Genomic DNA, 24291 nt, shown 5'->3' with positions numbered 1-24291 from the left:
CCGGCCTACGTTGCGCATTGCGCACCAGGCCGGGGATGACGACGGCATCAATAGCGCGGCGGCCCGGAATTACAAAATGAACCGGCTCAAATCCGCATTCTTCGCGAGGTCGCCGACGTGCTTCTGCACGAACTCGGCATCGACCTTGACTGTCTCGCCACTGCGGTCGGGAGCAGTGAAGGAGATCTCGTCCAGCACCCGCTCCATCACCGTCTGCAGCCTGCGCGCGCCGATGTTCTCGACGGTGGAATTGACGGCCACCGCGATGTCGGCGAGCGCGTCGACGGCGCTGTCGGAGATGTCGAGCGTGACGCCCTCGGTCTGCATCAGGGCGACATATTGCTTGATCAGCGAGGCCTCGGGCTCGGTCAGGATGCGGCGCATGTCGTCGCGGGTCAGCGCCTGCAGTTCGACACGGATCGGCAGGCGGCCCTGCAATTCCGGCAGCAGGTCGGACGGCTTTGCGACATGGAAAGCACCGGAGGCGATGAACAGGATGTGGTCGGTCTTGACGGCGCCATGCTTGGTCGAGACCGTGGTGCCCTCGATCAACGGCAAGAGGTCGCGCTGCACGCCCTCGCGCGAGACGTCGCCGCCGACGCGGCCGTCACGGGCGCAGATCTTGTCGATCTCGTCCAGGAACACGATGCCGTTGTTCTCGACCGCGCTGATCGCCTCCAGCGTCAGCTGATCGGTGTCCAGCAGCTTGTCGGATTCCTCGTTGACGAGGATCTCGTGCGAACCCTCCACCGTCAGCCGCCGCGTCTTGGGCCGGCCGCCGAGCTTGCCGAAGATGTCGCCGATCGAGATCGCGCCCATCTGCGCGCCCGGCATGCCCGGAATCTCGAACATCGGCATGCCGCCGCCGGACGACTGCGTCTCGATCTCGATCTCCTTGTCGTTGAGCTCGCCGGCGCGCAGCTTCTTGCGGAACGATTCCCGCGTCGCCGAGCTGGAATTGGCGCCGACCAGCGCGTCGAGCACGCGCTCCTCGGCGGCGAGCTGCGCGCGCGCCTGCACGTCCTTGCGCTTCTTTTCGCGGACCTGGGCGATCGCGACCTCGACGAGGTCGCGGATGATCTGCTCGACGTCGCGGCCGACATAGCCGACCTCGGTGAATTTTGTCGCTTCCACCTTCAGGAACGGTGCGTTGGCAAGTTTCGCCAATCGCCGCGCGATCTCGGTCTTGCCGACGCCGGTGGGGCCGATCATCAGGATGTTCTTGGGCAGCACCTCTTCGCGCAACGAGCCTTGGAGCTGCTGCCGCCGCCAGCGGTTGCGCAGCGCGATCGAGACGGCGCGCTTGGCGTCGCCCTGGCCGACGATGAAACGATCGAGTTCGGAAACGATTTCGCGGGGGGAGAAGTCTGTCATGTCTGTTTAGCTAGGGCGGGAGGCGGCCAAGGACAAGCCGCATTTTACATCAGATGAGGGGCGGGCCCGACTGCCATTGTTTCACGGCCTCGATCGGGTGGATCAGCATCAGGATATTGAGCGTCAGATTGTCGCGAATGTGGAGCGCCAGCATGATCTCGAAGGCGAGCCCGAACAGGATGGTCGCGGACACCGGCAGCACACGCGCGGTGAGGAACCCGAGCATCATGAACAGCGTGTCGGAGATCGAATTGACGATGCTGTCGCCATAATAATCCAGCGAGATCGTGCCGGCGCGGTAGCGCTCGATGATGACAGGCGAGTTCTCGACGATCTCCCAGGCGCCCTCGACCAGCATCGCGATGATCAGCCGTGCCGGCCAGGAGAGCGGCACGAACGGCACGCGTGCGAACAGCAGCCAGGTCAAACCATAGAACAGGAAGCCGTGCAGGACGTGCGAGAAGCTGTACCAGTCGGCGATGTGCTGCGAGTTCTCCGAGCTGTTCACGACGCCATGCCAGAGCTTGACATAGCCGCAGGTGCAGATCGGCACGCGTCCCATCGCAAACAGGATCGAGGCCTGCAGCGCCAGCAACAGCGCGATGGCGACCCAATAGGTCGCGGGGCTCGCGCCGTTGATCGTCTTGGCGGGCGCGAGCGTCATGTCCGAACGGCGGTGCGCTTCCTCTCCCGCTTGCAAGCGGGAGAGGTTGGACTGAGCCCGGCGCTACGCTGTTCATTCACAGGTGGCCCCTAACCGGTCGCCAGGCTCTCGATGGTCAAATTGCGGTTGGTGTAGACGCAGATGTCCGCGGCGATGTCGAGGGAGCGGCGGACGATGGTCTCGGCGTCCTTGTCGGTGTCGATCAGGGCCCGGGCGGCCGCCAGGGCATAGTTGCCGCCGGAGCCGATCGCCATCACCCCGGCCTCGGGCTCGAGCACGTCGCCGGTGCCGGTCAGCACCAGGGACACATCCTTGTCGGCCACGATCATCATGGCCTCCAGCCGGCGCAGATAGCGGTCGGTGCGCCAGTCCTTGGCGAGCTCCACCGCGGCCCGGGTCAGCTGCCCCGGATATTGCTCGAGTTTGGATTCCAATCGCTCAAAGAGCGTGAAGGCGTCCGCCGTGGCGCCGGCAAAGCCGCCGATCACGTCGCCCTTGCCGAGCTTGCGGACCTTCTTGGCGTTGGACTTGATCACGGTCTGGCCGATCGAGACCTGGCCGTCGCCGCCGACCACCACCTTGCCGCCCTTGCGGACCGTCAAAATGGTGGTGCCGTGCCAGCCCGGCGAGCTGTTCTGGGAGTCCTGCATGAAATACCTCACTGTCCGGCCTGATTTAGGCGGTCCGGCACGGCGCCACAACGGGCCGTTCCGGCCTCAATTCGCTCACCATAGGCGGAAGTAGAGGCCCGGCCAGCCGTTCCCGCAGTAGCGAAGGCGTCATTTGGCTGTTAAGAGACTGGCGTTTTCGGCCCGAACCAGAGTGAAAGCTCGCTTCAATGCGCACCGCGACGATCAAGCGCAAGACCAAGGAAACCGACATCGAGGTCACCGTGAACCTCGATGGATCAGGCGTCGCCAATATCGCGACCGGCATCGGCTTTTTCGACCATATGCTCGATCTGCTCGCCCGCCATTCCCGCATCGACCTCACGGTCAAGGCGGTCGGCGACCTGCACATTGATCATCATCATACCACCGAAGACACCGGCATCGCGCTCGGCCAAGCGGTCAGGCAGGCGCTCGGCAACATGGCGGGCATCACCCGCTATGCCGGCGTGCACATGCCCATGGACGAGACGCTGTCGCGCGTGGTCATCGACATTTCGGGCCGGCCGTTCCTGGTGTTCAAGGCCGACTTCCCCCGCGACAAGATCGGCGAGTTCGACACCGAGCTGGTGCGCGAGTGGTTCCAGGCCTTTGCCATGAATGCCGGCGTGACTCTCCACGTCGAGACCCTATATGGCGATAACAGCCACCATATCGCCGAGTCCTGCTTCAAGGGCCTGGCGCGGGCGCTGCGCACCGCGGTCGCGATCGATCCGAAGGCGGCGGGGGAAATCCCGTCCACCAAGGGCTCGCTCGGCGGCTGATGTCTCGGCCGGCGGCACGCGCCGCCGATTCCTGAATTCAGAGAACGGGGCATCACCATGCCTGTCTACACAGTTCATGCTCCCTCCCCTGCCGGAGCCGATCTGCGCGCGACCGACAAGTTCGTGTTCGTGCGCGACGGCTTTCATTTCTGGGCGATGGTGTTCGGCCCGCTCTGGCTGCTCTGGCACCGGCTGTGGCTGGCGCTGATCGGCTGGGTGATTTTCGTGGCCGCGTTCAATGCCGGGCTGTCGAGCCTCGGCATCGGTCGCAGCTCGATCTTCTTCGCCGATCTCATCGTCGCGCTCTTGATGGGCTTTGAAGCTTCCAGCCTGCGCCGCTGGACGCTTTCACGCGGCAGCTGGCGTCAGCTCGACGTCGTTGTTGCCGATGACGAAGACACCGCCGAGCACCGCTTCTTCGAGCGCTGGAGCAAGTCACAGCGCGGCATCGCTGGCGATCAATGGGCCGTCGATCGCGGCGGCCCGCCGCCGACCCGCAGCCTGCCGGGCCAGCAATTCTCGAACCCGCCACCGCTTCCGGCCGGCGGTATCATTGGTTTGTTTCCAGAACCGGGAGGGTCAAGATGAGCGTCGCCATCATCGATTACGGTTCCGGTAATCTGCATTCCGCCGCCAAAGCCTTCGAGCGCGCCGCGCGCAGCCTGGAGAACCCGCAAAAGGTTTTCGTTACCAGCGATCCCGATCAGGCCTACGAGGCTGACCGCCTGGTGCTGCCGGGCGTCGGCGCCTTCGCCGATTGCCGGCGCGGGCTCGATGCCGTCAACGGCATGGTCGAGGCGATCACCGAGGCGGTGCGGGTCAAGGCGCGGCCGTTCTTCGGCATCTGCGTCGGCATGCAGCTGATGGCGAGCCGCGGCAAGGAGCATGTCATCACCGAAGGGCTGAACTGGATCGGTGGCGACGTCGAAAAAATCACGCCGCGCGACGAGAGCCTGAAGATCCCGCATATGGGCTGGAACACGCTCGAGGTGCTGCAAGAGCATCCGGTGCTGAACAAGCTGCCGCTCGGCCCCAAGGGCCAGCATGCCTATTTCGTGCACTCCTATCACCTCAACGCCGCCAACGAGGCGGACGTGCTTGCGCGCGCCGACTACGGCGGGCCCGTCACCGCGATCGTCGCCAGGGACACCGCGGTCGGCACCCAATTCCACCCCGAGAAGAGCCAGCGTTTTGGGCTGGCCCTGATCTCGAACTTTTTGCGATGGAAACCGTGATGGTCGCGTCGTTCTCTCTCGTTACCTCCCCCCTTGTGGGGGAGGTCGAATGCGAAGCATTCGGGAGGGGGGTAGCCGCAACGGCGGTGCCTGTGGCTTACCTCTCTCCCCAACCCTCCCCCACAAGGGGGGAGGGAGCGCACCGTGTGTGCGGAAAAATCCTGGCTCAATCATGATTCTCTTTCCCGCCATTGATCTCAAGAACGGCCAGTGCGTGCGCCTCGAGCAGGGCGACATGGCGCGCGCGACCGTGTTCAACCTCAATCCCGCCGCGCAGGCGCAGAGCTTTGCCGAGCAGGGTTTTGAGTATCTCCACGTCGTCGATCTCGATGGCGCCTTCGCCGGCAAGCCGGTGAATGCTGCGGCCGTCGAGGCGATGCTGAAGACGATCAGGATTCCGGTGCAGCTCGGCGGCGGCATTCGCGATCTCAAGACCGTCGAAGCCTGGCTCGACAAGGGCATCACCCGCGTCATCATCGGCACCGCCGCCGTGCGCGATCCTGAGCTGGTGAAGGCGGCGGCGAAGAAATTCGCCGGCCGCGTCGCGGTCGGGCTCGATGCCCGCGACGGCAAGGTTGCGGTCGAAGGCTGGGCCGAGACTTCGCAGGTGACGGTGCTGGAAATCGCGCAGCGGTTCGAGGATGCCGGCGTCGCCGCCATCATCTTCACCGACATCGCGCGCGACGGCCTGCTCAAGGGCCTCAATCTCGATGCGACCATTGCGCTTGCGGAGGCGATCTCCATTCCGGTGATCGCCTCCGGCGGCCTCGCCTCGATCGAGGATGTGAAAGCCATGCTGACGCCGCGCGCCAGAAAGCTCGCCGGAGCGATTGCCGGCCGTGCGCTTTACGATGGCCGGCTCGATCCCGCTGCGGCCCTCGCCCTGATCCGCAACACACGCGCGCCTGGGAGCTGACAGATGTTCAAGGTGCGCGTGATCCCCTGCCTCGACGTCAAGGACGGCCGCGTCGTCAAGGGCGTCAATTTCGTCGATCTGCGCGATGCCGGCGATCCCGTCGAAGCGGCGATTGCCTATGACGCCGCCGGCGCCGACGAGCTGACCTTCCTCGACATCACTGCGACCCACGAGAACCGCGGCATCATGCTGGACGTGGTCCGGCGCACCGCCGAGGCCTGCTTCATGCCGGTCACCGTCGGCGGCGGCGTGCGTGAGGTGGGCGACATCAAGACGCTGCTGCGCGCCGGCGCCGACAAGGTTTCGATCAACAGCGCCGCGGTGTCGCGCCGCGAGTTCGTCAAGGAAGCCGCCGAGAAATTCGGCGAGCAGTGCGTCGTGGTCGCGATCGACGCCAAGCGGGTCAAGCGCCCGGGCGACGACCGCTGGGAGATCTTCACCCATGGCGGCCGCAATTCCACCGGCATCGACGCCATCGAATATGCCCAGGAGGTGGTCGCGCTCGGGGCCGGCGAAATCCTGCTGACCTCGATGGACCGTGACGGCACCAGGCAGGGTTTTGACATCTCGCTGACCCGGGCGATCGCCGACAGCGTTCCCGTTCCCGTGATCGCCTCGGGCGGCGTCGGCAATCTCGACCACCTCGTCGACGGCATCCGCGACGGCCACGCCACCGCGGTGCTGGCCGCCTCGATCTTCCACTTCGGGGAATTCACCATCCGCGAGGCCAAGGAGCACATGGCGCGGCGCGGGCTGCCCATGCGCCTGGATGCCTGACGACTCCCGTTCATAAAAGTGCTACACGAGCCGGTGGGACCGGCTCGTTCAGCCGGACGCCTTTTGAGTGTTCTGTATGCCGCGTTTCACCATCCACGATCTCGCCGAGACCATCGACGCCCGCGCGGCTTCGGGTGGGGAGGCCTCCTATACCCGCAAGCTCCTCGACAAGGGCGCCGAGCATTGCGCCAAGAAGTTCGGTGAGGAAGCAGTCGAAACCGTAATCGCAGCAGTCGAAAACGACCGCGCTCATCTGATCGCTGAAAGCGCCGACCTGCTCTATCACTTCCTTGTGCTGCTCAAGTCCCGCGGCGTAAAACTGGAAGACGTCGAAGCGGCGCTGGACAAGCGTACGAATATGTCAGGGTTGGAAGAAAAGGCGTCGCGCAAGAGCGGCAACTAGCCAAGGTGGAGATGTCGCGTCATGGATATCCGCGCACCCGAGCAGCAGTATAATCCCTACCGCGTCTATACGCGCGAGGAATGGGCGCGGCTGCGTGACGATACGCCGATGACGCTGGAGCCGGGCGAGTTCGACCGGCTGCGCTCCCTGCACGACCGCCTCGACTTGCAGGAGGTCGAGGACATTTACCTGCCGCTGTCGCGCCTGCTCTCGATCTATGTCGATGCGATGCAGCGGCTGTATTACGCCGAGCGCCAGTTCCTCAACATCCGCGACCGCAAGGTGCCCTATATCATCGGCGTCGCCGGCTCGGTCGCGGTCGGGAAATCAACCACGGCCCGCGTGCTCCAGGCGCTGCTGGCGCGCTGGTCGCCGCGGCCGAAGGTCGAGCTGATCACCACCGACGGATTCCTCTATCCCAACGCGGTGCTCGACCGGCAGGGCATCATGCAGAAGAAGGGCTTTCCTGAAAGCTACGATCTGCCGCTGCTGCTGAGCTTCCTTTCCGACATCAAGTCCGGCCGCCGCCATGTGCGTGCGCCGGTCTATTCGCATCTGACCTACGACATCGTGCCGAACCAGTGGGCCGAGATCGACCAGCCCGACATCCTGATCGTCGAGGGCGTCAACGTGCTGCAAACCGGCAAGCTGCCGCGCGACGGCAAGGCGGTGCCTGTCGTCTCCGACTTCTTCGATTTCTCTGTCTATATCGACGCCGACGAGGCGGCGCTGCGGCAATGGTACATCAAGCGCTTCCTGGCGCTGCGCGACACCGCGTTCACCAATCCCAAATCCTACTTCAACCGCTATGCGCTGCTGTCGGACGAGGAAGCCACTGCCACCGCGATCGCGATCTGGGAGCGCACCAACCTCGCCAATCTCGAGGACAACATCCTGCCGACCCGCCCCCGCGCCACGCTGATCCTGAAGAAGGGCGCGGACCACACGGTGGAGAGCGTGGCGCTGCGAAGGCTGTAAGTTTATCGTATCTTGCTATTTGAGCTCTAGCACGCCCTCTTTCTTTTTGGCTTGTACAGTCTCGCTAAGCAAACCAACCACAGCCGCTTCGTTCGTCACGTATGTTGCAACTGTATATTTCACAATCGGTTCGGGGCCGTCCTCTATCCAAGGCTTAAACGTTCCTTCATCGGTCTTTCGTTTGCGGTCTCGTGCAAATAGATCGCGATATCGAAATGGAGAGATGCCGATGAAGGGCTCAAACACCACCCTTTTATCGGATTGAGTACGTCCTACGATGATTGCATCGCTGTGGAGCTGCTGAGCATATAGTCGTACTTCTTCAGAGCTTCGGCGAACAAGGTGTGAACCCTCTTTGTGTCCACTCCGACCGGTGCACAGAAGCCAAAGAAAATTTCGGGAAAGGGAACCGAAGGAAGCACGCTGTTTTATCCCCATAATTTGTTCGCATTTTGTTCGACAATTCAAAATTGTATGATACAATCCACCCGAATCACCAGCGGGAGTTGTGTCTCATGAATTCGCTCGACCCAAGCTGGCTAAGTATTGAATTAGAGGCAATCCAAAAGGAGCAAGAACGCTGGGACCAAGCGTTGAAGAGTTCTTATGCGGTAGCCGTTGCGCGAGTTCTTAGATATCAAGGCCGGACAGCTGAGAAGTCTAACATCGACGAGTTCGCCGAATCTGCGATTCTACACCGCCAGGTGCCGTGACGCCGCCAGCGCTTCCTCCAGCTTCTCCCGATCGAGCGGCTTGATCAGGAACCCGTTCATGCCGGCCTCGAAACAGGCGTAGCGGTCTTCCACCAGCGTGTTGGCAGTCAGCGCGAGGATCGGCGTGTGCTGGCCGCCGGTGGCGGCCTCATGGGCGCGGATGCGTTTGGTTGCCTCGATGCCGTCGAGCTGCGGCATCTGGATGTCCATCAGCACGAGATCATAGGGCGTGCCGGCCGATGCCGCCGCCAGCCAGGATTCCAGCGCGGCCTCGCCATGGACGGCGATGACGGCGCGATGGCCGAGCTTGGTCAGCAGCGAGCGCATCAAAAGCGCGTTGATCTCATTGTCCTCGGCGACGAGGATCGAAAGGCCTTTTGCGGGTGGAGCGCCGATGGCGGCTTCCGCCGGCGGCTCCGGCGCGAGCTCGGGCGAGGCAACCTCCGGCGTCAGCGCGAGCCGCGCGGCGAGCGAAGCTGCGCGCAGCGGCTTGACCAGGAAGCCGGTGAAGGCGGTCGAAATCGTCTCGTGGCGCGAGCTCGATGTCAGCAGCACCAGCCGCTGTGCGGCATGTGCGCGCGCGAGCTCGGCGAGGCGGTCGGCAATGGCAGCACCGATCGCACGATCGACCAGCACTGCGTGCCAGGATCGCTCGGGCAGCAGCGCCTCCGCGACCGATGGGTCGGAGGTCATGCAGGTCTGGCCGCCCCAGCGTTCCAGGCGGCGTGCGATCAGCGAGGCCTCGATACCGTCGGCAATCAGCAGGATCGACTTGCCGGTGAGGTCGGGGCTCGGAAATGCGGTTTGTCCCGCGCCGCCTTGCGATGCCGAAAGCGGGACCGCGACCTCGAAGGTGGCGCCCTTGCCCGGCTCGCTTTCCAGCGTGATGCGTCCGCCCATGCGCTTGACGATGCGCTCGCTGATGGCGAGGCCAAGCCCGGTGCCGCCATAGGTGCGGGCGACGCGCTCGTCGGCCTGCTCGAACTCGCGGAAGATGCGCTGCTGTGCGTCCGGGGCGATGCCGATGCCGGTGTCGCGGACCAGAAAACTGATCTCGTTCGGCCAGATGCCGGGCTCGACGATCAGCGCCACGCCGCCGCTCGCTGTGAACTTGATGGCGTTGCCGGCGAGGTTGAGCAGCACCTGGCGCAGCCGCGCGGCATCGCCGACGACTTCCAGCGGCAGCCGTTCGTCGACATAGGCGGCGATCTCGAGCTGCTTTGCCTGCGCGCGCGGCGCCAGCAGCTCCGTGATCTCCTCGATCAGGGTGGAGAGCGCGAAGGGCCGCTGCTCGAGATCGAGCTTGCCAGCCTCGATCTTGGAATAGTCGAGCAGCTCCTCGATCAGCGCCATCAGCGCTTCGCCGGAGGTTTTCACCGCCCTGGCATAGGTTGCTTGTTCGGGCGTCAGACGGGTGTCGAGCAACAGGCCGCCCATGCCGATGATGCCGTTCAGAGGTGTGCGGATCTCGTGCGAGGCCATCGCGAGGAAGCGCGATTTGGCGCGGTTGGCCGCGTCGGCCTGGTCGCGGGCGTCGGCCAGCGCGCGTTCGGTTTCGGTGCGGTCGGTGACGTCGCGTCCGACGCTCTGCAATTCGGCAGGCTGGCCGGCGTCGAGCCGGACATAGCCCTCGCGCCAGGCGATCCAGCGCGCGCCAAGCGGCGTTGCGATCTTTTGGTCGTGGACACGCGTGCCGCTGCTCTCGCGGGCGCTGTCGCCCTGCTCCAGCACGTCGAAATCGAAACGGGTGCCAACCAGTGCGCCGCGCGGCTGCCCTGCGAGCGCGCAATAGGCGTCATTGGCGAAGGTGATGCGTCGCTGGGTGTCGCGCAGCACGATGAGGTCGCCTTGCGACTCAATGAGACTGCGGGCGCGTTCTTCCGCTTCCTTCAGCTCCCAATTGCGGTCGATCAGCGCCTCGTTGTGCGCGGCGAGCTTGCGCATCCGCTTGTTGACGAAGCGCAAGCGCATGCTCAGCGTGGCAAGGCCGAGGCAGGCGAGCGCAAACAGGAAGCTCGCGCCAATCGCAAAGGCATTGGGATCGTAGCCGGAATTCTCGGCCCGGCTGCCGGTGACGAAACCATAGGCGCCGCCGAAGGTCGCCGAGAAGATCATGAAGGAGCGGATCGCGAACGCGATGCGGGGATGGTTGCGCCTGAAGCGGCGCATGCGCACCTTGATTCGGAACGTCCGACCCATCACCACCGACCCTTACCAGCAACCCCACCGCTGCGAGCGACGATGTCGCGCCGACCTTGCGAACAGTTTGAGGCTTCGGTTCTGCCTCCGAACAGGGTTGACGAGACGTTAATTGATCAAAGCGAGGCGGCCTGGAGATGGCGATGGCCGCCGCGGGCGCCGACGATCAACGCCGCCGCCTCGCGCTGCGAAAACGTCCGCGAGCGCACAAAAATGCGGTAATCCGCCGGTCCGTCGGTGGAGAGATAGATCACCGGACCGCCATCGAGCGGCTGCGCGGCAATCGAGACGAGGCGGCTCGACGACGTGGCCTGGCAGGACTCCGGCTCGGACCCAAGGCCATCGTCGACGACCGCGAAGTCCGCAGCGTCCGCATCGTCGGTGATCTGGACCCGCACCGTCGCCTTCTGGGGATCCTCGGTGAAGGCAACGTGCACGCCGGCGGTCCAGAACAGGGAGGTCAGCTCGACCGACGTTTCGCCGAGGGTGATGCAGGGATGCGAGACCGATCCGATCTCGTTGCGGGCGAAGACCGCTGCCGCCAACAGGGGAACGACCGACGCCAGGATCTTGAAACGCAACATGACAACTCTACTCGCCAGGCCCGAGTGAACTGGTCTCGGGAACTCATTGGGCCTTATGGTTTGCAGAGCGCAAAGGAAACTCGTTACCGCCGGGTTGATGCGCGAAAATGATCACGCCAGCTGCCGCACATCCTCCGCGAGTGCGCGGTAGGACAAAGCTTCGGCGAGATGCAGCCGGCCGATCTTGTCCGCGCCGTCGAGGTCGGCGAGGGTGCGCGCCACCCGCAGCACGCGGTGATAGCCGCGCGCCGACAACCGCATGGTCTCGGCGGCGTCGCGCAGCAGTTTCTGGCCCTGCGCATCGGGCTTTGCGACGTCTTCCAGCACGGAGGCCGGTGCCTCGGCATTGGTGCGGACGTTTGGCAGCCCTGCGGCCTGGTAGCGCGCAAGCTGGATGTCGCGCGCCGCCGCGACGCGCGCGGCGACCTCGGCGGAGCCTTCCGCCGGCGGGGGCAGAATGAGATCGGCTGCGGTCACCGCGGGTACCTCGATGCGCAGATCGATGCGATCCATCAGCGGGCCGGAGATGCGCGCCTGATAGTCGCCGGTGCAGCGGTCGATGCGACCGCGCTTGCAGGCATAGCCGGGCTCGAACGCATTGCCGCAGCGGCACGGATTCATCGCCGCGACCAGCATGAAGCGGGCCGGATAAGTCACGCGGTGATTGGCGCGGGAGACCGCGACCTCGCCGTTCTCCAGCGGCTGGCGCAGCGAATCCAAGACGCGCGGATCGAACTCCGGCAATTCGTCGAGGAACAGCACGCCCTGATGCGCCAGCGAGATCTCGCCGGGCTTGGCCCGCATGCCGCCGCCGGTGAGGGCGGCCATGCTGGCGGAATGATGCGGCGAGCGGAACGGCCGCCGGGCCGTCAGCGCACCACCTTCGATCTCGCCGGCGACGGACGCGATCATGGAGACTTCGAGCAATTCGCCCGGCGACAGCGGCGGCAGGATCGAGGGCAGGCGTGCCGCCAGCATCGACTTGCCGGCGCCGGGCGCGCCGATCATGAGCAGGTGATGGCCGCCGGCGGCCGCGATCTCCAGCGCACGCTTGGCGCTCTCCTGGCCCTTGATGTCGCGCAGGTCGAGCGTGGAGGCGGCGGCCTCGTGCACTTTCGGCAACGGCCGCGACAGCACCTGCGTGCCCTTGAAATGGTTGGCGATCTGGATCAGCGAGTGAGCTGCGATGATCTGGATATCCGGGCTCGCCCAGGCCGCCTCGGAGCCGCAGGATGCCGGGCAGATCAAGCCTTCCTCGCGCATATTGGCGCCGATTGCGGCCGGCAACACGCCGGCCACCGGCGCGATCGAGCCGTCGAGGCCGAGCTCGCCGAGCACGGTAAAACCCGTCAGCGCGTCGGGCGGTATAGCGCCGATCGCCGCCATCAGCCCAAGCGCGATCGGCAGATCGTAATGGCTGCCCTCCTTCGGGAGGTCGGCGGGCGCGAGATTGACGATGATCCGCCGCGCCGGCAGCGCCAGCCCCGAGGCAATCAGCGCCGAGCGGACCCGCTCGCGCGCCTCCGACACCGCCTTGTCCGGCAGCCCGACGATGGCGAAGGCCGGCAGGCCCGGCGCGACCTGCACCTGCACGTCGACCGCGCGGGCCTCGATCCCCTCAAAGGCGACGGTAGAAACCCGCTGAACCATGCCCGAACCAGCCCTGCCCTCTCGCACAATCGAGGGTAGCAGAGCCCACCGTGCTTCGCAAGAACATTACAGGAACATTTCTGACGGCGCGGCAAAGTCTTAACAGACTGTAGATGCGGCCCAGACACTACGCCTCGAATGCGAACGGCTGCGCTCAGCACATTCCAACGAATGTCCGCTACTCCTAGGGCTGCGGGATGGGCCGTGGTCTAACGGGTGAACAAATCAAATGCTTGCAAATCGCCGCAGAAGCGAACGTCGGGTGTGCAGCCGCCTGGCCAAGATTCATTTCGGAGCGGGCTCGCTGCCCAGGGACTGCACGATCACGGATATCTCGGATGGCGGCGTGAAGGTCGTGGCGGAATTTTTGGAAGTGCCGCCGCAATTTACCATCATTTTCGCGCCGGACTATTCCCGCCAATGCCGCCTGCGCTGGCGCATCGGCTGCGAATTCGGCGCCGAATTCACCGACTAGGGTCCAAAGGACCGCGTCCTTAACCGGACTTTAGCGTTAATGGGCAAAGCATCTCTGATCAGTCGCCGAGTGATCAGAGTATGTCCAAGCGTTCGTCCGTTGCCTCTCCCCCGGCGCGATATCTGTTGTCCGCGTTTCTGGTCCTTGCCCTCGGCGGCTGTCAGACCACCAGCCTCGAGGACGTGACCGGCGCGCTTGGCGTCAAATCGGACGCCCCCGTCAGGGCCGGCAGCAGGCCGGACATGGACGCGCTGCGCGAGCGCTATCGCGCCAAGCCGAGCGATCCCAACATCGCCCTCGAATACGGCAAGGCGCTGCGCGAGACCGGCCAGCGCGCCCAGGCGGTCGCGGTGATGGAGCAGGCGGTGCTGGCCCATCCCAGCAACAAGGCGCTGCTCGCCGGCTATGGCCGCGCGCTTGCCGACAGCGGCAATTTCCAGCAGGCGTTCGACGTGCTGAGCCGCGCGCATACGCCCGAAGATCCCGACTGGCGCATCCTGTCGGCGCAGGGCGCCGCGCTCGACCAGCTCGGCCGCAACGAAGAGGCGCAGCAATATTATGCCGCCGCGCTGAAGATCGTGCCCGACGAGCCGACCGTGCTGTCCAATCTCGGCCTGTCCTATATGCTGCAAAACAATCTGCCGAAGGCCGAACAGGTGCTCGGCCGCGCTTATCAGCGCAATCAGAGCGATGCGCGGGTCCGTGCCAATCTTGCGCTCGTGCTGGGATTGCAGGGCCGCGAGGCCGAGGCTGAAATCCTCGTGAAGGCAGACCTGCCGCCGGATCAGGCCGCGGCCAAGGTCGCGGCGCTGCGGCAGCTGCTGGCGAAGAAGCAGCTGCGGGCGGACAAATAATCCACCGCGGCCGTTGTCAGCTTACGACGCCTTGCGATGCGGTGCGGAGCTGCGGCCCGACCTGCCCTTCAGCTTCTTCAGCAGCGGTCCGAGCAGCGAGCGCTTCGGCTTCTTCACCTCGCCGCGGCCCGCGAGGCGGTTGGCCATGGTCTGGAACAGCTCGGTGGTGCGGTGGCTCTTCGAGACCTCCGCGATCATCTGGCCGTTATTGGCTGCGGTCGAGAACAGCTTTGAGTCGAACGGGATCACCGCGAGCGGCTGGCTTTCCATCGTCTTGGCGAACGACTTGACGTCGATCTCGGCGCGCTTGTGCATGCCGACCTGATTGATGCAGTAGAGCGGCGGCCGGTCGTTCGGCCGTGCCGCCTTGAGCACGGTGAGCATGTTCTTGGTGTTGCGCAGATTGGCAAGATCGGGCTCGGCCACGATCACGATGTCGTCGGCATTGACCAGCGCGCGCCGCGTCCAGCCCGACCATTGGTGGGGAACGTCGAGCACGATGCAGGGCGTGGTCATGCGCAGCGTGTCGAACACCGCATCAAAGGCTTCGGCGCCGAAATCGTAGACGCGGTCAAGCGTGGCAGGGGCCGCGAGGAGGCTGAGGCGGTCGGTGCATTTCGAGAGCAGGCGCTCCATCAGCGCCGTGTCGGGACGGTCCTGCGACAGCACCGCGTTGGCGATGCCCTGCGCCGGATCCTGGTTGTAGTCGAGGCCTGCGGTGCCAAAGGCGAGGTCCAGATCGATCACGACGGAATCGAGCGCGAGGTCGCGGGCGATGGTCCAGGCCAGATTGTGCGCGACCGTGGATGCGCCGACGCCGCCCTTGGCGCCGACCACCGCGACGACGCGGCCGGTGATGATGGCTTCGGACGCCGAGAACAGGCTGCAGATCGAGCGGACGACGTCGAGCGTCTCGACCGGCCCGACCACGTAGTCGTTGACGCCGCGGCGGACCAGCTCGCGATAGGGCGCGGTGTCGTTGGGGTTGCCGATCACGACCACGCGGGTGCCGGGATCGCAGACGCCGGCGAGGTCGTCGAGGCCTTCGAGAATGTCGCGCGTGCCGTCGGATTCGATCACGATGACATTCGGCGTCGGCATCGAGTCATAGACCTCGATGGCCGCGGCGAGGCCGCCGCTCTTGGCGGTGAGATGCGCCTTGGCGAGCCGGCGGTCCTGCCCGGCGGCGGTCACCGCCTTGAGCGTCTGCTCGGTCTCGCAGAAGGCCTGCACGGAGATGCGAGGAACCGGCGCAATGTGTTCGTCGGGGTGCTGCGGATCGTCCGCCTCTTCGTCGTGGATGCCCGTCATTTGCCTGTGTCGCTCAGTTTGGCCTTGTCGGCCTCGGGATAGAGGGTCGTGGTCGTCGAGCCCTTGCGGTAGCGCTCGAAGGCGATGTCGCGGCGTGCGGTATAGGCCGGCGTCTCCGCGCGCGGCTGCTCGAGGTCGGCGGGATTATCGATCATTGCCGCGAGGTTGCGCTGGCTGGCGCAGCCCAGATTGAAGTAGGGCTGGTTTTCATTGTAGCCGGGGTCGAGGATGTTCGGACCGACGTCTTCCGGCCACAGCCCGCAGGGACCGGCGACAGCCGTGATCTTCGAATAGCTCAAACGGATGGTCGGCAGCAGGCCGGGATCCTCGGGGCGATAGCGATGCTGGACGATGGCGCGCGACGGCACGCCGCCGGATGTGAGCACGGAGCGAATGTCCTGATAGGTCGCCGCGGCCGCACGCGAATTGGCGGTGTCGACGGGCACGTCGACCACGACGGAGCCGGTGCCTTCGCGCACCCAGTCCCGCGCGATGCCGGCAACGTCGGCGCGCTGCGCGGCCGAGAGGCCGCCTCTGGCGCTGCCGACGAAGATCACGATCGACTTCTTGCCTTCCTGCACCGCGATCGGATGGCGCTGGCGGTAGTCGGTCGGCACTGTCTGGGTGACGATCTCGCCGGTGGTGTTGCAGGCGCCGAGCATGACGGAGAGCCCCGTCAGTGCCAGCGCGATACGCAGGTTGCGACATCGATCGGCTGTCGTCTTCGTCATCGCCTTGTCCCCTCTTGCCCCGTGTCCCGCCCCGGTCCCCAAACCGTTCGTCTCAGTCGATGATGAAGCCGAAATCGCCGCGCACGCCGTCGATCGGATCGACATGGCGGGCGATGCCATAGAGGCGGTTCATCCGGCCGAGCAGCGCCGTCTGCGCGTCCGAGGCCGGCGCAAAACCGTCATCGGGCCGCGACAATTCCTTCTGGGCGACGGCGCGCACCACATAGGGCGTCACGATCACCATCAGCTCGGTCTCGTTGTTGACGAAGTCCTGGCTACGGAACAGCGCGCCGAGGATCGGCACCTGGTCGACACCGGGCAGGCCGTTGATCGCCTGCTTGGTCTGCTGCTGGATCAGGCCGGCCATCGCCATCGAGCCGCCCGAGGGGATTTCCAGCGTCGTCTCGGCGCGCCGGGTTTGGATCGAGGGAATCGTGATCGAGTTGCTTGTGGTCGAGGACAGTTGCTGCGTCAGGGTGATGGCGCTCTGATTCGACAGCTCCGACACCTCGGTCATCACACGCAGGCTGATGCGGCCTTCGCTGAGCACGACCGGCGTGAAGTTCAAGGAGATGCCGAACTTCTTGTAGGTGATCTGGGTGGTACAGACGTGGGTGACCGGATCGCAGGAATAGCCCGCGGGAATTGGGAATTCGCCGCCCGCGATGAAGGTCGCAGATTCGCCCGAGATCGCGGTCAGGCTCGGTTCGGCCAAAGTGCGCATGACGCCGGCGCTTTCCATCGCGCGCATGGTGGCGCTGACGGTGGCGACGCCCTTGGCGAGACCGGCCACGCCGAGCCCGTTGCTCCCGACGATCGGCCCGCCAGAGACCGAGAACGGGTTCGAGTTGTTGAAATTCACCACCGCCGTGCCGGCATTGAGGCTGGCGCTGAGATCGACGCCGAGCTGCTTGACGATGTCGCGCCTGACCTCGCCGACGACGACCTTGAGCATCACCTGGTCACGGCCGCGCACGACGATGTTGTTGACGACCTTTTCGCTGCCGCCGACCAGCTTTGCGGCGACGTCGCCGGCCTGCTGAGCCTCCACCGGGCTCGACACCGAGCCGGTGAGCATCACGCTGTCGCCGATGCCTTCGATCTGCACGCCGGGCAGCGACTGGCGCAGCGCCGTGCGCATGCCGTTGAGGTCGCGCTTCACCGCGATGTCGTAGGAGGCGACCTGCTGGCCGTCGGCGGTGAAGAACACGACATTGGTCTGGCCGACCTGACCGCCGATGATATAGGCGCGCTGCGCCGAGCGGATCACCGCGTTGGCGATCTTGGGATCGGCCACCAGCACGTCCTTGACCTCGCGCGGCAGGTCGATGACGACCGACTTGCCGACGCCGAGCGACAGCGAGCGGGTTCGGGCCGGCGCGATGGTCGCAACCGGCGATACACCGAGATCCGGCGCCTGCAGCGGTGCCTGGTCGCCGACCGGCGCATCCGCAGCGGTAACCAAATCGGGGGCTGCGACCAGCCCCAGGATCAGCATTGCCCCTGCCCAGAACGAGCGCGCGCGCTTCCCCCGAATGCGCAGGCCCGTCCGATCTTCCCCGTCCTTCATGCTGTCCCCATCATCACTTCTGTGACGTCAATTGCCGCGCCTGCACCCCGTAGCGGATCACGTTCACGCCGCCGGGACGCTTGACCGCTTCCTCGGGCGTGCCGTCGACCGCGTTGGCGTCGACGATGCTGCGCAGCGCGAGTGTCAGCGTGCCGCCCTGACGCGCGGCCGAGAGCGTGGCGACCTGGTCGGGCCTGAGCTCGAGCGTGACGGTCTTGCCGATGACGGCGTTCTGGCCGTCCTTCTCTTTCGGCGCCTGGTCGATCGCGAGCACGCGGATATTGGTCAGGATGACCTCGGACAGGATGAGGTCGTTGCCGCCGGTCGGGCCGTTGGGGCCGTCAGGGTTCTTCAGGCGGCGGGTCAGCACGATGTCGACGCGGTCGTTCGGCAGGATGAAGCCGCCGGCGCCGGTCTCGGCGGAAATCTCGGTGGAGACGGCGCGCGTGCCCGACGGCAGGATCGCGGCCATGAAGCCGGAGCCCTCGGCCTTGACCAGCTTCTGCTCGCGGATCGGCTCGCCCTGCATCAAGGGGACGCGCGCAATCGAGCCGGCGAGCTGGGTCTGGGCCTCGGGCCTGTTGTCGCGGCGGATGAAGGCGCCGCTCGCGGTCGCCGCCGGCCAGGTCTGCCATAGCAGGTCCTCGGGCTTCACGGCCTGTCCGAGCTGGATGTCGGCCTTGGCGACCAGAACTTCGATCGTCGGCAGCTTTTCGGCGACGGGGAGAACCGGCGCGGGCTTGTTGTCATAACCGCTCGCCAGATACGCAGCGACGCCGCCGGCGCCCAGCGCGATGACGAGAACGACAATCCGTGCGGTATTCATACGCTTCTACTCTTACGCGGGGGCACTCGAACCGCACCTGGCGGGTTCCCCGTGTCGATGAGTAGGGAGTAAAAGTATAAGGGGTGTTGCGAGGCCGAATGTGATCGCCGGTCACGCTGCTGGTTTTGGGCAGATGGTGAACGCCGCGTTATCTGGTCGACCAGCGGCCCCCGTAGTTTCACGCGGGGGGCCTGTGGGTTCGCATGACGCGCCGGGGCCGTCATGGTGAATGGGTGGTTAGTGGCGTGTGACGTCGTCTGCGGGCGAAGCGTTGGTTGCTCCTCGTCCTGAGGAGCTTGCGCAGCAAGCGTCTCGAAGAATGAAGGGCCGGCCGGTGGCCTCGCCCTTCGAGACGTCGCGCACGCGCGGCTCCTCAGGAGGATCGAAGCTCGCAGCGCAGTATTTCAATTCATGTCCGGGCTACACGCCGGCGGCTACTTCGTCCGCTTCTGCTCGATCACGTCCCAGATTTTCGCCGCGACATCCGGGCCGCCGAGATGCGCGATGGCACGGATGCCGGTGGGCGAGGTCACGTTGATCTCGGTGAGATTGCCGTTGATGACGTCGATGCCGACGAACAGCAGGCCGCGCTCGCGCAGCGCCGGCCCGAGGGTCTCGCAAATCTCGCGCTCGCGCGCCGTGAGCTCGGTCTCCTTGGCCGCGCCGCCGCGGACCATGTTGGAGCGGAGATCGTCGGTGGCCGGCACGCGGTTGACCGCGCCGGCGAACTCGCCGTTGACCAGGATGATGCGTTTGTCGCCGTGCTTCACCTCGGGGATGAACTGCTGGATCACCCAGGGTTCTTTGAAGGTGACCGCAAACATGTCGAACAGCGAGCCGAAATTCATGTCCTGCGGCATCACGCGGAACACTGCGGCGCCACCATGCCCATGCAGCGGCTTCATCACGACGGCGCCGTGCTTGTCGCGGAACGCGTTGATCTCATCCAAGTCGCGCGAGATCAGCGTCGGTGGCATCAGCTGCGGAAAGTTCATCACGAACAGCTTTTCCGGCGCGTTGCGCACGGAGGCGGGATCGTTGACGACCAGCGTCTTCGGATGGATGCGCTCGAGCAGATGCGTCGAGGTGATGTAGGCGAGATCGAACGGCGGATCCTGGCGCAGCAGCACGACGTCAAAACCATTCAGCGCCTGGCGCCTGGGCTCGCCGAGGGTGAAATGGTTGCCGGGCTCGTCGCGCACCGTCAGCAGCTGGACCGGAGCGACGATCTCGTCACCAACCATCGAGAGCTTGTCGGGGGTGTAATAGGACAGGCCGTGGCCGCGCTTCTGCGCCTCCAGGAGCAGCGCAAAGGTGGAATCGCCCTTGATGTTGATGCGGGCGATGGGGTCCATCTGGACGGCGACGTTGAGTTTCATGGTCTGCCTTTCAGGTCGAGGCGTCGAATGCCGCCAACACATGGCGCGGAAGTGAGCGCGGCGCAATCAGCATGGCGTCGAATCGCAATTCGAATTCGGCATGCTCGGGATGCGCCACGAGCCAGCCTTGCGCGGCGTTGATGATGCGTTGCTGCTGGCGCGGCGTCACCGCATAGGCGGCGTCATCGAGGCTGGCGCGGGCCTTGACCTCGACGAAGGCGATGAGATTGCGGCGGCGGGCGACGAGATCGATCTCGCCATACGCCGTGCGGTAGCGCTTTGCCAGGATGCGGTAGCCCTTGGCCATGAGATAGGCGGCGGCGCGGCTTTCGGCGGAGATGCCGGTGCGGAACGCGGCGACGCGCTCGGGCGAGGCGACCCTCGGTTCCGGCCCTTCAGTCTTCGCCATCGCCGCTCCGCAAATCTTTCGCGAGCTCGAGCGCGCGGGCATAGACCTCGCGGCGCGGCCGGCCCGAGAGCGCGACGGCGTGGGCGACGGCATCCTTGACGCTGTGCGCGGCAAGCTGCTCGCGCAGGAGATCGTCCAGCGCATGCGATGTCAGAACTTCGGCGTCGGCCGGTGGCGGAGCGATCACCAGCACGAATTCACCGCGCGTCTCCAGTCCCTCAGCATCGCGCGCCAACTCGGTCAGCTTCGCGCGGGAAATCTCCTCATGCAGCTTGGTCAGCTCGCGGCAGATCGCAGCCTCGCGCGGTCCCATGATCTCGGCGAGCTCGGCCAGCGTGTCCTGCACGCGGTTGCCGGATTCGAACATCACCAGCGTTGCATCGATGCGCGCGAGTTCGGCAAGGCGCGATTTTCGCGCGGCTGATTTGGCCGGCAAGAAACCCTCGAAGAAGAAACGGTCTGTCGGCAGCGCCGCCACCGACAGCGCAGCCAGCACCGAGGACGGGCCGGGCAGCGCATAGACCGCATGGCCGGCGGCGCAGACCTCGCGCACCAGCTTGTAGCCGGGATCGGAGATCAGCGGCGTGCCGGCATCCGACACCAGCGCGACCGAGCCGCCCGCCGCAAGCGCCTCCAGGATCTTTGGGCGCGCGGCTTCGGCGTTGTGCTCGTGATATTGCTTGAGCTGCGCGGAAATATCGTAGCGCTCGGTCAGGCGACGCGTGATGCGCGTGTCCTCGCAAGCGATGACATCGACGCCGGCAAGGGTCTGAAGTGCGCGCAGCGTGATGTCGCCGAGATTGCCGATTGGGGTCGCGACCAGATGAAGGCCCGGCGCCGCTTTTGGCGCGGTGAGGCGGTGGGCGTCGATGGAGAAACCGCGCGGGGCGGCGTCTGTGCCTTCAGGCGTATTTATCGGGGCCGGCTTTGCGCGCATAATGAGACGAACTTAGGCATGATCTCCGGGGCTGGGAACCGGTCCTCCAAAAAAGATCGTGTCTGGGCAAAGGGAGAGGAAGGACTGGAATGTGATCCATCAGGCATCACATTCCAGAGGGAACGGAGTGTCAGTGCCATATTCGCGGCGGAAACGCCGCCTTGATGCTGGGGGACGGACGGTAAACAGCCAGCCGGGATTTGAGGTGCGGCGCGTTAAGCGCTCATTATCCTTTTGTTTTGGTTAACTATTTGCCGACAATATGCCTGAATCCGCGGCTTCTGTCGCGGCAACGAATGTGTGACCGGCTGGCGATCGCCGGTCAGAAGAGAAGCTGCGATGCTGGGCCCGCGTGATCCGAAGTCTCCCGTTGAGGAGCCCCCGATATCCGGGGCAACCCGGCGGGGTGCGCTCGGCCTGTTGCTCGGCGCGCCCCTGCTGTCGGCCTGCGCCGGCGTGCAGCAGAGCCTCAGCCACTTCTCCAGCTCGCCGCCGCCGGCCCAGCCGGCCGGCCCGCCGCAGCAGGCCACCACCGCCGGCACCGGCGGGGTCAAGGTGGCCGTGATCCTGCCGCTCTCGGCCGCCGGCAATGCCGGCCTTGCCGCTCAGTCGATGCGCAATGCCGCCGAGATGGCGCTGGCCGAGTTCCAGAACCCCAACATCCAGCTCCTGATCAAGGACGACAATGGCAGCCCGCAAGGCGCGCAGGCCGGCGCGCAGCAGGCGGTCGAGGAAGGCGCCGAGATTATTTTAGGCCCGCTGTTCGCCCAATCGGTGCCCGCCGTGGCGCAGGTCGCGCGCACGCGCGGCATTTCGGTGATCGCGTTCTCGACCGACTCCAGCATCGCCGGCCGCGGCGTCTATCTCTTGAGCTTCCTTCCGGAGTCCGACGTCAACCGCATCATCGAATATTCCGCCAGCATCGGAAAACGCTCCGTCGCCGTGCTCGTGCCCGACAATGCCTATGGCAATGTCGTCGAGGCCGCGGTGAAGGCGGCGGTGCCGCGGCGCGGCGGGCGCGTCGTCGCGTTCGAGAAATACGGCGCCGATCGCGCCACACCGGCGCGCACCGTGGCGCAGCAGCTCGGCAGCGCGGATGCGCTGTTCATTGCCGATGACGGCGATGCTGTTGTCGCGGTCGCGGATGCGATGACCGCGGCGGGCGCGAATTTGCGCAACATCCAGCTGCTTGGCACCGGCCTGTGGGACAATCCGCGTGTCTATGCCAGCTCGGCGCTGCAAGGCGGCCTCTATGCCGCGCCAGACCCGGCCGGCTTCCGCGCCTTCTCCGGCCGCTATCGCACCAAATACGGCGCCGAGCCGGTGCGCACCGCCACGCTCGCCTATGACGCCGTCGCCCTCGTCGCCGCGCTCGCGCGCACGCAAGGCACCACGCGCTTTTCATCCGACGTGCTCACCAACCCTTCCGGCTTCGCCGGCATCGACGGCCTGTTCCGCTTCCGCGCCGACGGCACCAATGAACGCGGACTTGCGGTGATGAAGGTGACGACCGGCGGCGGCGTTGCGGTCGCGGGCTCGCCGAAGAGTTTTGGGGCGTGATGGTTCACCTCTGCCGCTTGCAAGCGGGAGAGGTCGGCGCGCAGCGCCGGGTGAGGGTTCTTTCCTCTTGGAGATTGCCCCTTTGCAGAGACACCCTCTCCCCAACCCTCTCCCGCAAGCGGGCGAGGGCGCGCACCTCCGATGTCGTTGAGACTTACGCCGCGAGATCCGCGACCACCGCGTCGAGCACCGGGAATCCGCTGCTGGTCACGCGCAGCCGGCCCGTCGCATCCACCGTGATCGCGCCTTCCTCGCGCAAGAGCGCGATGCGCTTGAGATCGAGCGGGCGGCCGGCGAGAATTTTGTAGCGATCGGGATCGATGCCCTCGGCGAGGCGCAATCCCATCAGCAAAAATTCGTCGGCGCGTTCTTCGCTGTTGAGGAGATCGTCGGTGACGACGCCGTGGCCGTCGGTCTCGACGCGCAGCAGCCAGGCCTCGGGACGCTTCTCGGTGGCGGTGGCGTGCCTGATGCCGTCGATGTCGAGGCGACCATGGGCGCCGGGGCCGATGCCGGCATATTCCTCGCCGCGCCAATAGACCAGATTGTGCCGGCACTCGGCGCCGCGCCGCGCGTGATTTGAAATCTCGTAGGCGGGCAGGCCGAGCCTGTCGCAAGTCTCCTGCGTCACGTCGTAGAGCGCGCGCGCCACGGCTTCGTCCGGCGTCTTCAACTTGCCGGCCTGGTGCAGGCCGAAGAACGGCGTGCCTTCCTCGATGGTCAATTGATAGAGCGACAGATGCTCGGCCGCTTCGTCGATGGCGAGACGCAGCTCGTCGGCCCACATCGCCGGCGTCTGATCGGGGCGGGCGTAAATCAAGTCGAACGAATAACGCTCGAACGAGCGGCGCGCGATGGCGACGGCATCGAGCGCCTCACGCGCGCTGTGCATGCGGCCGAGCGCCTTCAGCGAGGCATCGTCGAGTGCCTGCACGCCGAGCGAAACACGGTTGACGCCGGCGGCGCGATAGCCGGCAAAGCGCGTCGCCTCGACGCTGGTCGGGTTGGCCTCCAGCGTGACCTCGACGTCGCCAGCGACGGTCCAATGCTTGCCGATGGCGTCGAGCACGGCGCCGACGGTGGCGGGCTGCATCAGCGACGGCGTGCCGCCGCCGAGAAAGATCGAGGTGACCTCGCGGCCGGGCGCGCGCTGCGCGGTCGTCTCGATCTCGCGGGCGAAGGCGGAAGCAAAGCGTGCCTCGTCGATCGCGGCGTGCCGGACATGGCTGTTGAAGTCGCAATAGGGGCACTTGGAGAGGCAGAACGGCCAGTGCACGTAGACGCCGAAGGCCTCAGATTCCTGTTTTGACGCGT

Annotated in this window: 26 protein-coding genes; 11 read left to right on the top strand and 15 right to left on the bottom strand. The window is 65.5% G+C overall.

The genetic code is table 11. The annotated features are described in order from the left end of the window. Nucleotides 1-69 precede the first annotated feature (69 nt). The 3 genes from hslU to hslV form a co-directional block, all read right to left on the bottom strand. Nucleotides 70-1374, bottom strand: a complete 1305-nt coding sequence (gene hslU, locus JJB99_RS01360) for an ATP-dependent protease ATPase subunit HslU (RefSeq protein ID WP_200497039.1) — start codon at nucleotides 1372-1374, stop codon at nucleotides 70-72. A 49-nt stretch (nucleotides 1375-1423) separates the two neighbouring features. Further along, entirely contained in the window at nucleotides 1424-2038 is a 615-nt protein-coding gene (locus JJB99_RS01355) for a DUF2585 domain-containing protein (RefSeq protein ID WP_200497038.1), read from the bottom strand. An 89-nt stretch (nucleotides 2039-2127) separates the two neighbouring features. After that, on the bottom strand, nucleotides 2128-2688 hold the full coding sequence (gene hslV / locus JJB99_RS01350; protein ID WP_027561674.1) for an ATP-dependent protease subunit HslV: 561 nt from the start codon (nucleotides 2686-2688) through the stop codon (nucleotides 2128-2130). 188 nt (nucleotides 2689-2876) lie between these two features. On the opposite strand from hslV, the gene hisB reads away from it, so the two are divergent. From hisB to coaA, 7 genes are all read left to right on the top strand, one after another. After that, a complete protein-coding gene (gene hisB, locus JJB99_RS01345) occupies nucleotides 2877-3470 on the top strand; it encodes an imidazoleglycerol-phosphate dehydratase HisB (protein ID WP_200497037.1) in 594 nt (197 codons plus the stop codon). Nucleotides 3471-3527: 57 nt separating this feature from the next. Next, on the top strand, nucleotides 3528-4058 hold the full coding sequence (locus JJB99_RS01340; RefSeq protein ID WP_200497036.1) for a DUF2628 domain-containing protein: 531 nt from the start codon (nucleotides 3528-3530) through the stop codon (nucleotides 4056-4058). Beyond that, nucleotides 4055-4705 carry an imidazole glycerol phosphate synthase subunit HisH gene (hisH, locus tag JJB99_RS01335; protein ID WP_200497035.1) on the top strand — a complete coding sequence of 217 codons (651 nt, stop codon included), beginning with the start codon at nucleotides 4055-4057 and terminating at the stop codon, nucleotides 4703-4705. The genes JJB99_RS01340 and hisH overlap by 4 nt, the downstream gene beginning before the upstream one ends. Before the next feature lie 172 nt (nucleotides 4706-4877). Continuing rightward, nucleotides 4878-5621 carry a 1-(5-phosphoribosyl)-5-[(5-phosphoribosylamino)methylideneamino]imidazole-4-carboxamide isomerase gene (gene hisA / locus JJB99_RS01330; RefSeq protein WP_200497034.1) on the top strand — a complete coding sequence of 248 codons (744 nt, stop codon included), beginning with the start codon at nucleotides 4878-4880 and terminating at the stop codon, nucleotides 5619-5621. Nucleotides 5622-5624: 3 nt separating this feature from the next. After that, complete coding sequence (hisF, locus tag JJB99_RS01325) at nucleotides 5625-6398, top strand: imidazole glycerol phosphate synthase subunit HisF (protein WP_200497033.1); 774 nt, start codon at nucleotides 5625-5627, stop codon at nucleotides 6396-6398. Nucleotides 6399-6474: 76 nt separating this feature from the next. Next, the gene (locus JJB99_RS01320) at nucleotides 6475-6801 is read left to right on the top strand and encodes a phosphoribosyl-ATP diphosphatase (RefSeq protein ID WP_200497032.1); all 327 of its coding nucleotides are present in this window, start codon (nucleotides 6475-6477) and stop codon (nucleotides 6799-6801) included. A gap of 21 nt (nucleotides 6802-6822) precedes the next feature. After that, entirely contained in the window at nucleotides 6823-7779 is a 957-nt protein-coding gene (gene coaA / locus JJB99_RS01315; protein WP_200497031.1) for a type I pantothenate kinase, read from the top strand. Between the two features lie 15 nt (nucleotides 7780-7794). Here the strand turns inward: coaA and JJB99_RS01310 are convergent, their stop codons facing one another. Further along, nucleotides 7795-8025 carry a hypothetical protein gene (locus JJB99_RS01310; protein ID WP_200497030.1) on the bottom strand — a complete coding sequence of 77 codons (231 nt, stop codon included), beginning with the start codon at nucleotides 8023-8025 and terminating at the stop codon, nucleotides 7795-7797. A 269-nt stretch (nucleotides 8026-8294) separates the two neighbouring features. Here JJB99_RS01310 and JJB99_RS01305 point away from each other — a divergent pair, with 269 nt between their 5' ends. After that, entirely contained in the window at nucleotides 8295-8492 is a 198-nt protein-coding gene (locus JJB99_RS01305; RefSeq protein ID WP_200497029.1) for a hypothetical protein, read from the top strand. Here JJB99_RS01305 and JJB99_RS01300 read toward each other — a convergent pair. The 3 genes from JJB99_RS01300 to JJB99_RS01290 form a co-directional block, all read right to left on the bottom strand. After that, the gene (locus JJB99_RS01300; protein ID WP_200497028.1) at nucleotides 8472-10691 is read right to left on the bottom strand and encodes a hybrid sensor histidine kinase/response regulator; all 2220 of its coding nucleotides are present in this window, start codon (nucleotides 10689-10691) and stop codon (nucleotides 8472-8474) included. The genes JJB99_RS01305 and JJB99_RS01300 overlap by 21 nt on opposite strands. A gap of 116 nt (nucleotides 10692-10807) precedes the next feature. Beyond that, nucleotides 10808-11275 carry a hypothetical protein gene (locus JJB99_RS01295; protein ID WP_200497027.1) on the bottom strand — a complete coding sequence of 156 codons (468 nt, stop codon included), beginning with the start codon at nucleotides 11273-11275 and terminating at the stop codon, nucleotides 10808-10810. Between the two features lie 111 nt (nucleotides 11276-11386). After that, nucleotides 11387-12925, bottom strand: a complete 1539-nt coding sequence (locus JJB99_RS01290; protein ID WP_200497026.1) for a YifB family Mg chelatase-like AAA ATPase — start codon at nucleotides 12923-12925, stop codon at nucleotides 11387-11389. 229 nt (nucleotides 12926-13154) lie between these two features. On the opposite strand from JJB99_RS01290, the gene JJB99_RS01285 reads away from it, so the two are divergent. Together JJB99_RS01285 and JJB99_RS01280 are read left to right on the top strand one after the other, a co-directional pair. After that, nucleotides 13155-13400: a PilZ domain-containing protein gene (locus tag JJB99_RS01285; protein WP_011083489.1), complete on the top strand. Its 246-nt coding sequence runs from the start codon at nucleotides 13155-13157 to the stop codon at nucleotides 13398-13400. A gap of 80 nt (nucleotides 13401-13480) precedes the next feature. Further along, a complete protein-coding gene (locus tag JJB99_RS01280) occupies nucleotides 13481-14254 on the top strand; it encodes a tetratricopeptide repeat protein (RefSeq protein WP_200497025.1) in 774 nt (257 codons plus the stop codon). A 21-nt stretch (nucleotides 14255-14275) separates the two neighbouring features. Here JJB99_RS01280 and JJB99_RS01275 read toward each other — a convergent pair whose 3' ends face one another. The 7 genes from JJB99_RS01275 to rsmI all read right to left on the bottom strand — a co-directional run bounded on the left by JJB99_RS01275 (nucleotide 14276) and on the right by rsmI (nucleotide 21417). Continuing rightward, nucleotides 14276-15565 (bottom strand): AAA family ATPase, encoded by a 1290-nt coding sequence (locus tag JJB99_RS01275; RefSeq protein ID WP_200497024.1) that lies wholly within the window; start codon nucleotides 15563-15565, stop codon nucleotides 14276-14278. After that, nucleotides 15562-16296, bottom strand: coding sequence for a CpaD family pilus assembly protein (locus JJB99_RS01270; protein ID WP_200497023.1), 735 nt, complete (start codon nucleotides 16294-16296; stop codon nucleotides 15562-15564). Before JJB99_RS01270 ends, JJB99_RS01275 begins: the two co-directional genes overlap by 4 nt. Before the next feature lie 52 nt (nucleotides 16297-16348). Further along, nucleotides 16349-17866 (bottom strand): type II and III secretion system protein family protein, encoded by a 1518-nt coding sequence (locus JJB99_RS01265; protein ID WP_200497022.1) that lies wholly within the window; start codon nucleotides 17864-17866, stop codon nucleotides 16349-16351. Nucleotides 17867-17879: 13 nt separating this feature from the next. Continuing rightward, nucleotides 17880-18692 (bottom strand): Flp pilus assembly protein CpaB, encoded by an 813-nt coding sequence (gene cpaB, locus JJB99_RS01260; RefSeq protein ID WP_200497021.1) that lies wholly within the window; start codon nucleotides 18690-18692, stop codon nucleotides 17880-17882. Nucleotides 18693-19126: 434 nt separating this feature from the next. Next, entirely contained in the window at nucleotides 19127-20071 is a 945-nt protein-coding gene (gene gshB, locus JJB99_RS01255; RefSeq protein WP_200497020.1) for a glutathione synthase, read from the bottom strand. A gap of 10 nt (nucleotides 20072-20081) precedes the next feature. Continuing rightward, on the bottom strand, nucleotides 20082-20480 hold the full coding sequence (locus tag JJB99_RS01250) for a YraN family protein (protein ID WP_200497019.1): 399 nt from the start codon (nucleotides 20478-20480) through the stop codon (nucleotides 20082-20084). Continuing rightward, entirely contained in the window at nucleotides 20467-21417 is a 951-nt protein-coding gene (gene rsmI / locus JJB99_RS01245) for a 16S rRNA (cytidine(1402)-2'-O)-methyltransferase (protein WP_200497018.1), read from the bottom strand. The genes JJB99_RS01250 and rsmI overlap by 14 nt, the downstream gene beginning before the upstream one ends. Before the next feature lie 339 nt (nucleotides 21418-21756). On the opposite strand from rsmI, the gene JJB99_RS01240 reads away from it, so the two are divergent. Next, nucleotides 21757-22977: a penicillin-binding protein activator gene (locus JJB99_RS01240; RefSeq protein ID WP_200497017.1), complete on the top strand. Its 1221-nt coding sequence runs from the start codon at nucleotides 21757-21759 to the stop codon at nucleotides 22975-22977. A gap of 154 nt (nucleotides 22978-23131) precedes the next feature. Here the strand turns inward: JJB99_RS01240 and hemW are convergent, their stop codons facing one another. Next, nucleotides 23132-24253 carry a radical SAM family heme chaperone HemW gene (hemW, locus tag JJB99_RS01235; protein WP_246775359.1) on the bottom strand — a complete coding sequence of 374 codons (1122 nt, stop codon included), beginning with the start codon at nucleotides 24251-24253 and terminating at the stop codon, nucleotides 23132-23134. Between the last annotated feature and the right edge of the window lie 38 nt (nucleotides 24254-24291).

The sequence above is a fragment of the Bradyrhizobium diazoefficiens genome (assembly GCF_016616235.1).
In the GTDB taxonomy this organism is placed as follows: Bacteria; Pseudomonadota; Alphaproteobacteria; order Rhizobiales; family Xanthobacteraceae; genus Bradyrhizobium; species Bradyrhizobium diazoefficiens_H.
This window is presented reverse-complemented; position numbering and strand designations above follow the sequence as displayed.

Coding starts and splice junctions, on each gene's coding strand:
- JJB99_RS01300 (WP_200497028.1), bottom strand. CDS start 10,691: ATGGGTCGGACGTTCCGAATCAAGGTGCGCATGCGCCGCTTCAGGCGC.
- JJB99_RS01270 (WP_200497023.1), bottom strand. CDS start 16,296: ATGACGAAGACGACAGCCGATCGATGTCGCAACCTGCGTATCGCGCTG.
- JJB99_RS01275 (WP_200497024.1), bottom strand. CDS start 15,565: ATGACGGGCATCCACGACGAAGAGGCGGACGATCCGCAGCACCCCGAC.
- JJB99_RS01240 (WP_200497017.1), top strand. CDS start 21,757: ATGCTGGGCCCGCGTGATCCGAAGTCTCCCGTTGAGGAGCCCCCGATA.
- JJB99_RS01305 (WP_200497029.1), top strand. CDS start 8,295: ATGAATTCGCTCGACCCAAGCTGGCTAAGTATTGAATTAGAGGCAATC.
- coaA (WP_200497031.1), top strand. CDS start 6,823: ATGGATATCCGCGCACCCGAGCAGCAGTATAATCCCTACCGCGTCTAT.
- cpaB (WP_200497021.1), bottom strand. CDS start 18,692: ATGAATACCGCACGGATTGTCGTTCTCGTCATCGCGCTGGGCGCCGGC.
- hisA (WP_200497034.1), top strand. CDS start 4,878: ATGATTCTCTTTCCCGCCATTGATCTCAAGAACGGCCAGTGCGTGCGC.
- JJB99_RS01320 (WP_200497032.1), top strand. CDS start 6,475: ATGCCGCGTTTCACCATCCACGATCTCGCCGAGACCATCGACGCCCGC.
- gshB (WP_200497020.1), bottom strand. CDS start 20,071: ATGAAACTCAACGTCGCCGTCCAGATGGACCCCATCGCCCGCATCAAC.
- hslU (WP_200497039.1), bottom strand. CDS start 1,374: ATGACAGACTTCTCCCCCCGCGAAATCGTTTCCGAACTCGATCGTTTC.
- JJB99_RS01340 (WP_200497036.1), top strand. CDS start 3,528: ATGCCTGTCTACACAGTTCATGCTCCCTCCCCTGCCGGAGCCGATCTG.
- hisH (WP_200497035.1), top strand. CDS start 4,055: ATGAGCGTCGCCATCATCGATTACGGTTCCGGTAATCTGCATTCCGCC.
- hisF (WP_200497033.1), top strand. CDS start 5,625: ATGTTCAAGGTGCGCGTGATCCCCTGCCTCGACGTCAAGGACGGCCGC.
- JJB99_RS01265 (WP_200497022.1), bottom strand. CDS start 17,866: ATGAAGGACGGGGAAGATCGGACGGGCCTGCGCATTCGGGGGAAGCGC.
- JJB99_RS01290 (WP_200497026.1), bottom strand. CDS start 12,925: ATGGTTCAGCGGGTTTCTACCGTCGCCTTTGAGGGGATCGAGGCCCGC.
- JJB99_RS01280 (WP_200497025.1), top strand. CDS start 13,481: ATGTCCAAGCGTTCGTCCGTTGCCTCTCCCCCGGCGCGATATCTGTTG.
- JJB99_RS01295 (WP_200497027.1), bottom strand. CDS start 11,275: ATGTTGCGTTTCAAGATCCTGGCGTCGGTCGTTCCCCTGTTGGCGGCA.
- hslV (WP_027561674.1), bottom strand. CDS start 2,688: ATGCAGGACTCCCAGAACAGCTCGCCGGGCTGGCACGGCACCACCATT.
- JJB99_RS01355 (WP_200497038.1), bottom strand. CDS start 2,038: ATGACGCTCGCGCCCGCCAAGACGATCAACGGCGCGAGCCCCGCGACC.
- hisB (WP_200497037.1), top strand. CDS start 2,877: ATGCGCACCGCGACGATCAAGCGCAAGACCAAGGAAACCGACATCGAG.
- rsmI (WP_200497018.1), bottom strand. CDS start 21,417: ATGCGCGCAAAGCCGGCCCCGATAAATACGCCTGAAGGCACAGACGCC.
- JJB99_RS01285 (WP_011083489.1), top strand. CDS start 13,155: ATGCTTGCAAATCGCCGCAGAAGCGAACGTCGGGTGTGCAGCCGCCTG.
- JJB99_RS01250 (WP_200497019.1), bottom strand. CDS start 20,480: ATGGCGAAGACTGAAGGGCCGGAACCGAGGGTCGCCTCGCCCGAGCGC.